General features: G+C 74.1%; 10 protein-coding genes. 7 read left to right on the top strand and 3 right to left on the bottom strand.

Annotated features, from left to right (window positions below; all coding sequences use genetic code 11):
* The first annotated feature begins 37 nt into the window (after nucleotides 1-37).
* On the top strand, nucleotides 38-1,273 hold the full coding sequence (locus IG88_RS0101925) for a glycosyltransferase (protein ID WP_107452001.1): 1,236 nt from the start codon (nucleotides 38-40) through the stop codon (nucleotides 1,271-1,273).
* A gap of 18 nt (nucleotides 1,274-1,291) precedes the next feature.
* Here the strand turns inward: IG88_RS0101925 and IG88_RS0101920 are convergent, their stop codons facing one another.
* Nucleotides 1,292-2,635 carry a TerD family protein gene (locus IG88_RS0101920; protein ID WP_031034153.1) on the bottom strand — a complete coding sequence of 448 codons (1,344 nt, stop codon included), beginning with the start codon at nucleotides 2,633-2,635 and terminating at the stop codon, nucleotides 1,292-1,294.
* A gap of 294 nt (nucleotides 2,636-2,929) precedes the next feature.
* Between IG88_RS0101920 and IG88_RS0101915 the strand changes: the two genes are divergently transcribed.
* The 4 genes from IG88_RS0101915 to IG88_RS0101900 all read left to right on the top strand — a co-directional run bounded on the left by IG88_RS0101915 (nucleotide 2,930) and on the right by IG88_RS0101900 (nucleotide 7,641).
* On the top strand, nucleotides 2,930-3,382 hold the full coding sequence (locus tag IG88_RS0101915; RefSeq protein WP_031034151.1) for a DUF6643 family protein: 453 nt from the start codon (nucleotides 2,930-2,932) through the stop codon (nucleotides 3,380-3,382).
* Between the two features lie 42 nt (nucleotides 3,383-3,424).
* Nucleotides 3,425-4,252: an MOSC domain-containing protein gene (locus IG88_RS0101910; protein ID WP_031034149.1), complete on the top strand. Its 828-nt coding sequence runs from the start codon at nucleotides 3,425-3,427 to the stop codon at nucleotides 4,250-4,252.
* A gap of 233 nt (nucleotides 4,253-4,485) precedes the next feature.
* Nucleotides 4,486-5,091, top strand: coding sequence for a hypothetical protein (locus IG88_RS0101905; protein WP_031034146.1), 606 nt, complete (start codon nucleotides 4,486-4,488; stop codon nucleotides 5,089-5,091).
* Between the two features lie 108 nt (nucleotides 5,092-5,199).
* Nucleotides 5,200-7,641 (top strand): right-handed parallel beta-helix repeat-containing protein, encoded by a 2,442-nt coding sequence (locus IG88_RS0101900; RefSeq protein ID WP_031034145.1) that lies wholly within the window; start codon nucleotides 5,200-5,202, stop codon nucleotides 7,639-7,641.
* Between the two features lie 28 nt (nucleotides 7,642-7,669).
* Here the strand turns inward: IG88_RS0101900 and IG88_RS0101895 are convergent, their stop codons facing one another.
* A complete protein-coding gene (locus tag IG88_RS0101895; protein WP_031034142.1) occupies nucleotides 7,670-10,027 on the bottom strand; it encodes a hypothetical protein in 2,358 nt (785 codons plus the stop codon).
* 256 nt (nucleotides 10,028-10,283) lie between these two features.
* On the opposite strand from IG88_RS0101895, the gene IG88_RS0101890 reads away from it, so the two are divergent.
* A complete protein-coding gene (locus tag IG88_RS0101890; RefSeq protein ID WP_031034140.1) occupies nucleotides 10,284-11,108 on the top strand; it encodes a DeoR/GlpR family DNA-binding transcription regulator in 825 nt (274 codons plus the stop codon).
* Nucleotides 11,109-11,166: 58 nt separating this feature from the next.
* On the opposite strand, the gene IG88_RS0101885 is transcribed toward IG88_RS0101890, so the two are convergent.
* On the bottom strand, nucleotides 11,167-12,291 hold the full coding sequence (locus tag IG88_RS0101885; protein ID WP_031034138.1) for a PLP-dependent cysteine synthase family protein: 1,125 nt from the start codon (nucleotides 12,289-12,291) through the stop codon (nucleotides 11,167-11,169).
* 361 nt (nucleotides 12,292-12,652) lie between these two features.
* On the opposite strand from IG88_RS0101885, the gene IG88_RS0101880 reads away from it, so the two are divergent.
* Nucleotides 12,653-12,976, top strand: a complete 324-nt coding sequence (locus IG88_RS0101880; RefSeq protein ID WP_030398852.1) for a hypothetical protein — start codon at nucleotides 12,653-12,655, stop codon at nucleotides 12,974-12,976.
* Nucleotides 12,977-13,158 lie beyond the last annotated feature (182 nt).

Raw genomic sequence — 13,158 nt, 5'->3', positions numbered from 1 at the left:
GCTGCCACCGGCCCGTGCCGTGGGGCAGACTGCGCACGTGAGCGCCGATGTGTGGACTTCCGTCGAGACCGTCGAGACCGTCGAGTCCGTCGTGACCTTCGTGGCAGCCCTCTCCCTCGCCGCCTGGCTGTGGCTGCTGCTCGCCCGGGGCTTCTTCTGGCGCACGGACGTCGGGCTCCCGGCCCGGAAGGAGCCGGCCGTCTGGCCTCCGGTGTGTGTCGTCGTTCCGGCCCGGGACGAGGCCGCGGTGCTGCCCGCGAGCCTGCCCTCGCTACTCGCCCAGGACTATCCGGGGCGGGCCGAGGTCTTCCTGATCGACGACGGCAGCACGGACGGCACCGGTGAGCTGGCGTGCGCGCTGGCCCGGCGGCACGAGGGGCTCCCGCTGACCGTGGCCTCGCCCGGGGAGCCGCCCGCGGGCTGGACGGGCAAGCTGTGGGCGGTGCGGCACGGGATCGGCCTGGCACGCACGCGTGAGCCCGAGTACCTGCTGCTGACCGACGCCGACATCGCACACGCGCCGGACAGTCTGCGCGCGCTGGTCTCGGCGGCCGGCACCGGAGGGTTCGACGTCGTCTCCCAGATGGCACGGTTGCGCGTGGAGAGCCTGTGGGAGCGGCTCGTCGTGCCGGCGTTCGTCTACTTCTTCGCCCAGCTCTATCCGTTCCGGTGGATCGGCGGGGGCCGCACCGGGACGAAGCGGACCCGGACGGCGGCCGCGGCGGGCGGCTGTGTGCTGCTGCGCACCGAGGCCGCCGAGCGGGCGCGGATCCCGGAGGCCATCCGGCACGCCGTCATCGACGACGTGGCCCTCGCCCGCGCGGTCAAGGGCGCGGGAGGCCGGGTCTGGCTGGGCCTGGCCGAGCGGGTGGACAGCATCCGTCCGTATCCGCGGCTGCGCGACCTGTGGCGGATGGTCTCGCGCAGCGCCTACGCGCAGTTGCGGCACAACCCCCTGGTGCTCGTCGCTACGGTCGCCGGCCTGGCCCTGGTGTACCTGGTGCCGCCGGCGGCGGTGCTCTTCGGCCTGGCGGCCGGATGGGGCACGGCGGCCCTGCTGGGCGGCGCCGCGTGGCTGGTGATGGCGGGGTCGTACCTGCCGATGCTCGGCCACTACCGGCAGCCCCGGTGGCTGGCGCCGCTGCTGCCGTTCACCGCGTTCCTGTACCTCCTGATGACGGTCGACTCGGCGGTGCAGCACTACCGGGGGCGGGGCGCGGCCTGGAAGGGCCGCACCTACGCCCGTCCGGACGCCGTGCCGGAGGAGGGCTGAAACACCGCTGCGCGGCGGTCACTTCCGCCCGGGGGTCCAGTTCATGCCCCAGCCGTACGCGTGGTCGATCGTCCGCTGCGGGCTGACCCCGCGCTCGGGCACCAGGTAGCGGGCCTCGCGCTGGACGACGAGGTCGTTTCCGGTGTTGGTGATCAGCGCGAGGGCGCACACCGTCGAGGGCACGGTGCACTCGTCGAGCGAGAAGTCGACCGGTGCGCCGTACTGCGGCTGGAGGGTGACCGTGGCGTGCAGGTCGGCGAAGGAGCGGGCGCCCTCGTAGATGGTCACGAAGACGAGGATGCGCCGGAAGTACTGCTTATGGTCGAGGCTGATGGTGAGGTTCTCGCCGGTCGCCACGGCGCCGGTGCGGTCGTCGCCGTCGAGGTGGATGAACGGCGGCTGGTGCAGCGCCCCGAAGGCGTTGCCGAGGGCCTGGACGACGCCCTTGCTGCCGTCGCTCAGTTCGTACAGGCAGCACAGGTCGAGGTCGAGGTCGTCGTGCATGGCGGCCGGGCGGCCGAGCTTGCGGGCCCAGCCCGAGAACTGCTTGCGCACCTGCCAGTTGAGGTTGACGCGCATGGCGCCCGAGGTGCCGCCCTGTTTGGTCAGGGAAACGGAGGGCGCCGCCTTGGTGAGCGTGACCTTGGTCAGGCGGACCGGGGCCGCGGCGGCCGGTGCGGGCGGCGGGGGCGGTGCGGCCGACGAGGGCGGGGTGGCCGGGGGCCGCGCGGCCGGGGGCGCGGAAGGTGCCGGCGGGGGCGTCGTGGCCGCCGGTGCGGGCGGTACGGGCGGGGACACCGGCGCGGGGGGCGCGGGTGGGAGTGGGGGCGGGGGTGTGTGCTGCGGCTCGTCCACCGAGATGCCGTAGTCGGTGGCCAGGCCCTCCAGCCCGCTGTCGTACCCCTGGCCGACGGCACGGAACTTCCAGGCGCCCTGCCGGCGGTAGAACTCCCCGAGCACGAAGGCGGTTTCGACGGTCGCGCCCGGGTTGTCGAAGCGGGCGACGACGGCGTCGCGTGCGGCGTCGCGCACCTCGATGTACAGGTCCGGGACCTGTCCGAAGGGTCCGCCGTCCGAGGAGGCGGCGAGGATCACGGTCTCGATCGCGGGCTCCACGCGCGCGAGGTCGACGAGCAGGGTGTCGGTCACCCGGCCGCCGGCGTCCCGCTTGCCCTCGTGCCGGACCGCTCCGGAGGAATGGGCGGGTTGGTTGTAGAAGACGAAGTCCCCGTCGGAGCGCACCCTTCCGCTCACCAGGAGGAGCGCGGAGGCGTCCGCGTCGGGCACGCCGGGGCCGGACCGCCAGCCCAGTTCGACCCGCAGTGCCGCCGTCGGCACCTGGGTGTTCGAGCCTTTCGGCATTGACATGTCCGCCCCCATCACGTGTCACGGAGCCGGGCCGTTCCCGGCGCGTCGTCGGGTTCCGACGCACAACCTATTCTCCGCGCCGCGCCCCCTGGGTGAGGGAGCCGGTTGGAAGTGCGGCCGACCCGCCGGTAACCCTCCCGGAACTCCGCCTTTACCGCAAAAACACACGGCATGGCGCCCCTTTTCGCCGAGTTCGCTCGGATTGGGTACGTCAGGTCACTGCGGACACGGAAAACAACCCTCTTATCGGTCTCCCCAACCAGCAGATCGTGGGCTTAACTTATGGCCATGACCTCCCCCCGCTCCACTTATGGCGGCGGCTACTACTCCGCCTCCTTCCCGGACACCCCGATCTACGACTCGCTCGTGGCCGAACGGGGCACGCCGCAGATCGCCCCGATCCGGGTCCCCGCCGCGTACGACACGCCGAGCAGCAGTCACCTGCCCGCACTGCCGTCCGCCCTGCCCGCCCTCCCGGCGGGCCCCTCGCAGCCCTCGTACGGCTACCCGCAGCAGGCCCCGCAGCCCGCGCCGCTGCAGCAGGCCCCGGCCGCCTACATCCCGCACCAGGCGACCGCGCCGCGCGGGTACCCGGGCCCGCAGCAGCAGCCGCCGCCGCAGCCGCCCCGCCCGGCCGCGCCCGGTCCCGCGGGGTACGAGGCGATGCGCCCCGCGGCTCCCCGGCCGGCCCCCGCGCCGTACCAGGACCCGTACAACCAGCAGCAGTACCGCGGCTACTGAGCCGTCCTCCGGGTTGTCGGTGCCACCTGGCACGATGACCTCATGAGGGATGCGCGGCTGCAGTCGATCCACGTCCATCCGGTCAAGGCGCTCCGGAGCCTGTCGCTCCAAGAGGTCGTCATGGAGCCCTGGGGGCCGGCCGGGGACCGACGCTGGATGCTGGTCGACGACGGGGGAAAGGTCGTCACGCAACGCGAGCAGCCGCGCCTCGCGCTGGCCGCCGCCGAGCTGCTGCCCGGCGGCGGCGTACGGCTGTCCGCACCCGGCGCCGCGCCGCTCACCGTTGCGGTCCCGCGCCCGGGAGCCACCATGACGGTGCAGCTCTTCCGGGACAAGGTCGAGGTGCTGCCCGCCGAGGACGAGGCCGCGCACGCCTGGTGCAGTGCGCTGCTCGGGTCCTGCGCCCGGCTGGTGCACCTGGACGACCCGGCCACCCGTCGTCCTGTGGACCCGCGGTACGCGCTGCCGGGCGAGACCGTCTCGTTCGCGGACGGCTACCCGCTGCTGCTGACCACCACGGCCTCGCTCGACGCCCTCAACTCGCTGATCGCGCGGGGTGATCACGCGGACGAGGGCCCGCTGCCCATGAACCGTTTCCGGCCGAACCTGGTCGTCGCCGGCACCGAAGCCTGGGAGGAGGACGACTGGTCGCGCGTCGCCGTCGGCGAGGTCGTGATGCGGGTGGCCAAGCCCAGCGGGCGGTGCGTGGTGACCACCACCGACCAGAGCACCGCCGGCCGCGGCACCGAGCCCCTGCGCAGCCTCGCCCGGCACCGGCGCATCGCCGGAAAGCTGCTCTTCGGGCAGAACCTGGTCCCCCTCGGCGGCGGCACGGTCAGGGTCGGCGACCCCGTGCGGATCATCGAGTGACGGGCACCCGTTCGCACGTCTCGGGCGGCACCGGGGCCCGTCCCGGACGAGCGGCCCGGGGACGGGAACCCGTTGCGGGGTCCGCGCGTTGGGCTTCATGAGAGCTTCATGAGAACTCGGCCGGCGGGAACCGACGGACGGGGACGGCACGTTCCCGCTGCCCGGCCGGCCGGGTTCCGCGTGAACGGCTCGGCGGGGGGAGCGGCGGACCGGAGCGGGAAGGGGGCACGGGCGTGCGGGCGATCAGGGGTCTGTGGCGCTGGCGAGGCAATCCCCTGTGCCGCGCGAGCGATCTGGCCGAGGCCTGGGTGGCGCTGACGGCGCTGCTGCTCATGTTGTCCGTGGCGCCCCTGGTCGGCGCGCTCACGGGCGGCTCCGCGCAGCAGGCGCTGCAGCGGTCGGTGCGCGAGCAGCACGAGTCGCGGCACCGGGTGACGGCCACCGTGGTGCGTCCGCTGGAGCGTTCGCCCCTGAGCGTCGACCCGGAGGGCGCCGCCGGGGAGGACCTGCGCAGCCGCGTCCTGGCCGACTGGACGGGACCGGACGGCTCGCGGCACGAGGCGCCCGTACTGGTGGGCCTCGACCGGCCGTCCGCCGGCGACCGGTTCGCGCTGTGGACGGACGCGCGGGGCCGTGAGGTCGCCCGCCCGCTGGACCCGGCGACCGCGACCACCCATGCCGTCCTCGCCGGGTTCGGTGCGACACTGGGGGTCGCGGCCCTCGTGGAGGCCGCCCGGCGGATCGCCGTCTGGCGCCTGGTCCGCCGCCGGTACGCGCACCTGGAGCGGGAGTGGGAGCGGGCGGGACCGGACTGGGGCAGGACCGGCGCGGGCAGTTGACCGGCTTCCGCCTCCGGTCAACCCACCACCTGCGCGCACGCTACGGTGGACCGGCCGAACCGAATCGGCGACGACCCGCGTACGACGAGGTGGGGGCACAGCAACGCCATGGCACAGGGCACGGTCCAGGTGACGCACACCGGCACCTCGCGGTGGCGGCGCCGCACGGGTGAGTACGCATCGCTCGCCGCCGCTCTGGAGGCCGCGGCCGACGGTGACGTCCTCACCGTCGCGCCCGGGACCTACCGGGAGAACCTCGTCGTCCAGCGGGCGGTGACCCTGCGCGGGCCCGAGGGCGCCCAGGGGTCGGTGCGCATCGCGCCCACCGACGGCGTCCCGTTGACGGTGCGGGCCTCGGCGGTGATCCAGGACCTGCACGTCGAGGGCCAGGACGCGGCGGCTCCCGCGGTGCTGGTCGAGGACGGCACGCCGGAGTTGCTGGGGCTGCGCGTCGTCGCGCGCTCCGCATCCGGGATAGAGGTGCGGGGCGGCGCGCGTCCCACGGTGCGGCGCTGCACCGTCGACAATCCGGCGGGGGTGGGCATCGCCGTCCTGGACGGCGGGGGCGGCGTGTTCGAGGAGTGCGAGGTCGTCGCGGCCGGCCAGGCGGGGGTCGCGGTGCGCTCCGGCGCCCACCCCCGGCTGGAGCGCTGCCGGGTGCACCACGCGGCGGGTTCCGGACTGACGGCGACGGGCGAAGGTTCCGCCCTGGAGGCCGTGGGGTGCGAGGTCTACGAGGTCCGGGGCAGCGGCGTTCAGGTGACCGGCCGGGCCACGGCCCACCTGACCGACTGCGACGTGCACCGCACCACCGGCGACGGCGTCACGCTGGACACGGACGCGGTCCTCACCCTCGCCGACTGCCGCATCCACGACATCCCGGAGAACGCGGTCGACCTCAGGTCCCGCTCGGTCCTCACCCTGACCCGCACCAGCGTGCGGCAGTTCGGGCGCAACGGCCTGTCGGTGTGGGACCCGGGCACGCGCGTGGACGCCAACCAGTGCGAGATCTTCGACAGCACCGGCGACTACCCCGCGGTCTGGGTAAGCGACGGCGCCACCGCGGTGCTCGACTCCTGCCGGGTGCACGACGTGCCGGACGCGCTGTTCGTGCTGGACCGCGGTTCGCGCGCGGACGTCGTCGACAGCGACCTCTCCCAGGTGCGCAACACCGCCGTGTCGGTGAGCGACGGCGCCACCGCGCAGCTCGACGACTGCCGCATCCGGGACGCCGCCACCGGCGCCTGGTTCCGGGACCACGGCAGCGGCGGCGTCCTCAACAACTGCACCCTGGACGGCAATCGCACGGGTGTGATCGTCACCAAGGGCGCCGATCCCACCATCGAGCGCTGCACGGTCGACGGGCCCTCCGAGGCGGGCGTTTACGTGTCGGCCGGCGGCCGCGGCAGCTTCCTGAACTGCCGGGTCACCAACAGCGCGGGCTACGGCTTCCACGTGATCGACGGGTGCCGCACGACGCTGAGGAAGTGCCGTACGGAGCGGTGCGCGCGCGGCGGGTACGAGTTCGCGGACGGCGGCCCCGACACGGCGTACGGCTCGGGGCCGTTGGTCGAGGACTGCACCGGCGACGAGAGCACCGGCCTGACGGCGGAGCCCGTGGCGCCCGAGCCGGTGGTGCAGACGGCGGCCCAGTCCCCGGGGCTGCTGGGCTCGATCCCCGGGCAGCGCACCACCGAGCAGGAGCCGCTGATCGCGGGCACCGTCCCGGCGGAGCCCGCCCGGACCTCGAAGGCCGTCCTGGGCGAACTGGACGCCCTGGTGGGCCTGGACAGCGTCAAGCGCGAGGTGCGGGCGCTGACCGACATGATCGAGGTGGGCCGGCGCCGGCAGCGGGCGGGCCTGAAGGCCGCGTCGGTCAAGCGGCACCTGGTCTTCACCGGCTCCCCCGGCACCGGCAAGACGACCGTGGCCCGGCTGTACGGCGAGATCCTCGCCTCGCTCGGGGTGCTGGACAAGGGCCACCTGGTCGAGGTGTCCCGGGTGGACCTGGTGGGCGAACACATCGGCTCGACGGCGATCCGCACCCAGGAGGCGTTCCAGCGGGCGCACGGGGGCGTGCTGTTCATCGACGAGGCGTACGCGCTCTCGCCCGAGGACGCGGGCCGGGACTTCGGCAAGGAGGCCATCGACACCCTGGTCAAGCTGATGGAGGACCAGCGGGAGTCCGTCGTCGTGATCGTCGCGGGGTACACGGCGGAGATGGAGCGCTTCCTGTCCGTCAACCCCGGTGTGGCGTCCCGGTTCTCGCGGACCATCACCTTCGGGGACTACGGCCCCGGGGAGCTGCTGCGGATCGTGGAGCAGCAGGCCGACGAGCACGAGTACCGGCTGGCGCCGGGCACGCCCGAGGCGCTGACGAAGTACTTCACGGAGATCCCCAAGGGCCCGGCCTTCGGCAACGGCCGCACCGCCCGCCAGACCTTCGAGGCGATGGTGGAGCGGCACGCGAGCCGGGTCGCCCAGCTCGCCGACCCCAGCACGGACGACCTGACGCTGCTGTACCCCGAAGACCTGCCCGAACTGCCGTAGCGCGGACGGTGTCCGGGCCGGGCGGGGCTCAGCAGTTCCCGGTCGTGTCGTCCGCCGCCGGGACGGACGTCGCCGCGCCGCCCGTGTGGCGCGGTCCCGGCACCTCCGGGCGCAGCCGGGCCAGCAGGCGTGCGCGTTCCTCGGCGAAGGCCGGGTCGGCCTGGTAGTCGGAGTGGCCGAGGATCGGCGCCGGCAGCGGGTGGAGTTCGGTGCGGCCGTACGTCAGCGGGTCCTTGAGGGGCGGGCGGTCCACCGCGGGGCCCGCGTCGCCCGGCAGCCGGATCGGGCCGCCGATGGGGTCGGTGCGCCGGTACAGGTTGCGCCAGCAGTCGACCTCCCCGTGCAGTGAGGCGAGCGCGTCGGGTCCGAAGTGGGCGGGGAACCAGCGGCCGTACAGCCGCTCCAGCGGGGAGCCGTAGGTGAGCAGGGCGACCCGTCTGCGGGCGGACGGCTCGAGCTGCCAGGACGCGGCTGCGGCCAGGACGCTGCCCTGCGAGTGCCCGGAGATGACCAGGCGGCCGCCGGTGGCGCGGGTCCAGGTCGCCATGCGCCAGGTCAGGTCGGGCACCGCGCGCTCGGCGTAGCAGGGCGGGGCGAAGGGGTGTGCGGCGCGCGGCCAGAAGGTGCCGACGTCCCACAGGATGCCGATGGTGCGCCGCGCGGAGGCGTCCTTGTAGGCGCGCCTGCCCCAGGTGACGAACAGTATGAAGCCGAGGCCGATCAGCCAGGAGCCCAGTTCCTGCGCGGTCTGCGCGGCGCCCTGGACGACGGCGTACGTGCCGCGCGCCGCCTCCCCGGGCACCTGGCCGGTGGTCAGGGCGCCCACCAGGGCCCCGGCGCCGAGCAGCAGGGTGGCGGTGGAGGTGATGGCGACCAGCAGCGGGGCCCGGTCGGTCAGGCCGGCCATGGCCCGGGTGAGCGCGATGCGCCGGGTGCGCCCCGGGTCTCCGGTCTCTCCCGGGTGGTCGCGTTCCACGGCCTCGCGTTCCACGCGGGCCCGGCGCACGGTGTGCCGGGCGAGGGCGGCGCACATCAGGAGCACGACGACGAGCAGCGGCGGGATGACGGACGCCTGCCACGTGAGCAGGACGGGCGGGCCGTCGAGGTAGGTGCCGGTGCCGTCCATCCAGTCGGAGACCCGCTGGGAGACGCCGCCGGACATGACGCCGCCCAGGGCGCAGGCCAGCATGGCGACGGCGGGGCCGCCCAGGCCGCGGACGGCGGCGCGGGCGTCGGGGCGGCTGCGGTGGAGCAGGTGGGCGACGACGGCCAGCGCGACGACGAGCAGGCCCTGCACCAGGGCGATGGTGCCGAAGGCCGCGTCCCCGGAGAGCCGTCCGTGGGACGTCCACCCGGGGCGGTCCCAGCCGCCGTACACCAGGGCGAGGACGAACAGCAGGAGGGAGGCGAGCGGCAGGCGGCGCACGAGGTGTTCGTCGAGTTCCCGGTCGAGGCGGTTCTCGCTGCGGCCCCGGCGGCACACCACCGCGACCACGGCGACCGCTCCCGCGACCAGTGCCCCGAGCAGCACCCAGCCCAGCGTGTCCAGCGGCGCGGGCCCGCCCGGCCGGCGGTCGTGGCGGGCCGCCGGGACGACGATCCCCGTGCTGACGGTCAGCAGCCCGGCGGCGGTGTGCGCGGCGCGCAGCCGGGCCACCAGGCGCCGCCCGTACCAGAAGCCGGGCCGCCCCAGCGCGGCGCGGCCCGGCTCCCCCTCGGGGTCGGTCTCGCGGTCCATCGGCTGCTGGGACTCGTACGCCCGCCAGGTGCGCAGCGACAGGTACCACAGCAGCCCGGTCAGCGCGGCGGGCACCGCGGCCGCGAGGGCGAGCCTGCGGCCGGGCGTGCTCCACCAGCCGCCGTCCGACATCACCGGCGACAGGAAGCCCAGCCAGGAGTGGCGTTCGGCGCACGCGCGCGTGCCCGCGCACTGCCAGGCGACGAGGTCGAGGGCGACCTCGCAGGCGGCGGCGACCAGGAGCACCGTGAGGGTGAGGCCGGTGAGCCGCAGCAGCAGCCCGTAGAGGCGGACCGTGCGGATGCGGCCGTGGGCGGCGGGTCGCATCCAGTGGGCGATGTTGACGACCATGAAGGGCAGGAGCAGCAGCCACAGGGCGCGGGTGCCGTTGCCGGAGGTGAGGTTGCACCAGACGTAGGCCTCGGGCACCGGGCGTCCCCGGTAGTCCTCGGGCCGGGACTCGGCGTCGGCGTCCTCGGCGCGCCGGAAGACGGCCGCGACGTGGTCGCCGGTGATCCGCACGGTCCGCGGGTCGTCCAGCATCTCGGCGGGCGTCGTGCCGCCCACTCCGTGCACCAGCAGTTCCAGGGCCGTGCCGCTCTTCCCGGCCGTCCCGGCCGTCCCGGCCTTCTCCCGTGCCTCTGCCACTGTCCGCACTCCCCCGTGACCCGCCGTCGGCTGTGCCCGTGCGGGCACAAGGATCTCCATTCCGCGGGCGCCTCACACCCGTCGGCACGGAATCTCCCCGATCCGTGTGACCGGGGCTGCGGGGGCGGGCGGTGGCGCGGGCCGCCGCGGGGCGTGCGAGGATGGGTCGTCCGCGCACGGGTGCGGGGAGAAGTCCTCATCGGAGCGAGTGCGTCGGCGTGTCGGACGGTTGTGCGGCGAAAGGACCGAAGCGTACGTGAGTGAGAATCCGAACCTCCTCGCGGAGCAGCGACGCGCCCTGATCCTCGACGAGGTGCGCCGCCGGGGCGGGGTCCGGGTCAACGAGCTGACCCGCAAGCTCGGTGTGTCGGACATGACGGTCCGCCGCGACCTGGACGCGCTGTCCCGGCAGGGTGTGCTGGAGAAGGTGCACGGCGGCGCGGTGCCGGTGGCCGAGGCGAGCACCCACGAGCCGGGGTTCGAGGCCAAGTCGGGTCTGGAGCCGACCGCCAAGGAGGACATCGCGCACGCCGCGGCGGAGCTGGTCGCGCCGGGCGCCGCGATCGCGCTGTCGGGCGGTACGACGACGTACGCGCTGGCGCACCGGCTGGTGGACGTGCCGGATCTGACGGTGGTCACCAACTCGGTGCGGGTCGCCGACGTGTTCCACGTGGCGCAGCGCACCTCGGGGGCGCGGCAGGGCGCGGCGACGGTGGTCCTCACCGGCGGGGTGCGCACGCCCTCGGACTCGCTGGTCGGCCCGGTCGCCGACCAGGCGATCGCGACGCTCCATTTCGACGTGCTGTTCCTGGGCGTGCACGGGATATCGGCCGAGGCGGGCCTGTCCACGCCGAATCTCGCCGAGGCCGAGACGAACCGGCGGCTGGTGCAGTCGGCACGGCGTGTCGTGGTGGTCGCGGACCACACCAAGTGGGGTGTGGTGGGCCTGAGTTCGTTCGCGACGCTGGAGCAGGTGGACACGCTGGTGACCGACTCCGGCCTGTCGGCACCGGCCCGCGCGGAGGTCGCCGAGCATCTGCGCCTGGTCGTGGCGGGCGAACCGGAGCCGGCGGCCGAGTGACGCCCGTCCCGCCCCGGTCGCCCGGGGCGGCCGGAGGGGTGGTGGCGCCCGGCCGTGGTCAGTGCGGCCAGGTGCCCGTGCGCAGCAGGGACTCCAGCGTCGCCGTGTACGGCTCGATGTCGAGGCCCTGTTCGGCGAGCCAGGCATCCGAGTAGTACTTGTCGAGATAGCGGTCCCCCGGGTCGCACAGCAGCGTCACGACGCTGCCCCGCTCCCCCGCGGCCACCATCTCGGCGACGATCTTCAGGGCGCTCCACAGCCCGGTGCCGGTGGAGCCGCCCGCCTTGCGTCCGACGGCCCGCTCCAGGGCGCGTACGGCCGCGACGCTGGCCGCGTCCGGCACCTTCATCATGCGGTCGATGGCGCCGGGCACGAAGCTGGGTTCCATCCGGGGCCGGCCGATGCCCTCGATGCGCGAGCCCCGGTCGCAGGAGACGTCGGGGTCGCCGGTGGTCCAGCCCTCGAAGAAGCAGGAGTTGTCCGGGTCGGCGACACAGATCCGGGTGTCGTACTGCATGTAGTGGACGTAGCGGGCGAGGGTGGCCGAGGTGCCGCCGGTGCCGGCCGTGGCGACGATCCAGGACGGCTCGGGATACCGCTCCAGGCGGAGCTGGCGGAAGATCGACTCGGCGATGTTGTTGTTGCCGCGCCAGTCGGTGGCGCGTTCGGCGTAGGTGAACTGGTCCATGTAGTGGCCGCCAGTGCGGGCCGCGAGACGGGCGGACTCCTCGTACATGTGCCGGGAGTCGTCCACGAAGTGGCACCGTCCGCCGTGGAACTCGATCAGGCGGATCTTCTCGGTGCTCGTCGTGCGGGGCATGACGGCGACGAAGGGCACGCCGATCAGCTTCGCGAAGTACGCCTCGGAGACGGCGGTCGAGCCGCTGGACGCCTCGATCACCGGCCGGTCCGGCCGGATCCAGCCGTTGCACAGGCCGTACAGGAACAGCGAGCGGGCGAGGCGGTGTTTGAGGCTGCCGGTGGGGTGGGTCGATTCGTCCTTCAGGTACAGGTCGATGCCCCACTCCTCCGGGAGCGGGAACAGCAGCAGGTGGGTGTCGGCCGAGCGGTTGGCGTCGGCCTGGACCTTGCGGACGGCCTCTTTCAGCCAGGTGCGGTAGGCGGCGTCGCTGTGGTCGACGTCCAGGGTGGTGCCGGTGCCGGTCTGCCGGTCAGTGCTCACTTCAGGGGCTCCTTACGCGGTGCGCCGACGGCGGACAGCGCGGCCGACAGCACCGATCATAAACACCTTCCACACGCTTCTCACCTGCATAAACACCTCTTTGGGCGCCTCAAAGGCACCCCTGGGCCGGCGTGTCCGGCGCGTCCGGGGCGCGGTGGGGGGGCGCATTGGCGCGAGTGCTCCGGTCGCCTCCGGAAAGGGGGCGGCGCGCACTGGTGCTCGGGGCGCGGTGCGGGCAGACTGCCAGCGGCGGGACCGGATTCCCGTCGCGGGCGCACACTGGAGCACGACACGAGCCGGTACCGGAGCACCGCGGTCGGTGCACGGTCCGGCAACCGACGCGCACGAGGGGGCGACGGCCATGGCGGAGCCGGAGTTCAGGGCCACGGGGGTGCGGATCGGCAGACGGCTGCGGTCGCTCACCCGGGCCGGGACGGTCCGGATCAGCGGTGGCCGGGTCGAGTTGCTCACCAGTGTCGGCAGCGAGATAGACAGCGCGCCGGTGCAGGCGGTGCGCGCCTCCCGCCCCTGGTTCGGCCCCGAGGACCGCGCGCTGGCCGACCTCAACGGCACGCGGTACCTGCTGACCCTCGGCGACCACGACCCCGCCCCCGGCGAGCCGGGCCCGCCCGCGGCACGGCGCTTCATCGAGGCGGTGCGCAGGGCGGCCGGACGCCGCGGCTGAGGGATGTCCGCGACTTGCGGTGCCCCACCCCTTGCGTCACGCTGGTCTCACGTCACTCTGGGTTTACCGGCGACAACGCTGCGAACCAGCCCGCCGGCCATGACAGCGGGCGGCGTGCGCCGTGTGCGCCTCGCTGGATCCGAACTCCGTGTTCTTCCGGACCTCTATGTCGGGGAGTCGCA

It is taken from the genome of Streptomyces sp. NRRL F-5650 (assembly GCF_000721365.1).
In the GTDB taxonomy this organism is placed as follows: domain Bacteria; phylum Actinomycetota; class Actinomycetes; order Streptomycetales; family Streptomycetaceae; genus Streptomyces; species Streptomyces ardesiacus.
Note: the sequence above shows the minus strand (reverse complement) of the source record. Positions and strands in the feature narration are given on the sequence as shown.

What these genes read in the sequence shown, in the direction of transcription:
- IG88_RS0101920 (WP_031034153.1), bottom strand. Translation starts at nt 2,635, where the DNA reads ATGCCGAAAGGCTCGAACACCCAGGTGCCGACGGCGGCACTGCGGGTC.
- IG88_RS0101915 (WP_031034151.1), top strand. Translation starts at nt 2,930, where the DNA reads ATGACCTCCCCCCGCTCCACTTATGGCGGCGGCTACTACTCCGCCTCC.
- IG88_RS0101900 (WP_031034145.1), top strand. Translation starts at nt 5,200, where the DNA reads ATGGCACAGGGCACGGTCCAGGTGACGCACACCGGCACCTCGCGGTGG.
- IG88_RS0101910 (WP_031034149.1), top strand. Translation starts at nt 3,425, where the DNA reads ATGAGGGATGCGCGGCTGCAGTCGATCCACGTCCATCCGGTCAAGGCG.
- IG88_RS0101880 (WP_030398852.1), top strand. Translation starts at nt 12,653, where the DNA reads ATGGCGGAGCCGGAGTTCAGGGCCACGGGGGTGCGGATCGGCAGACGG.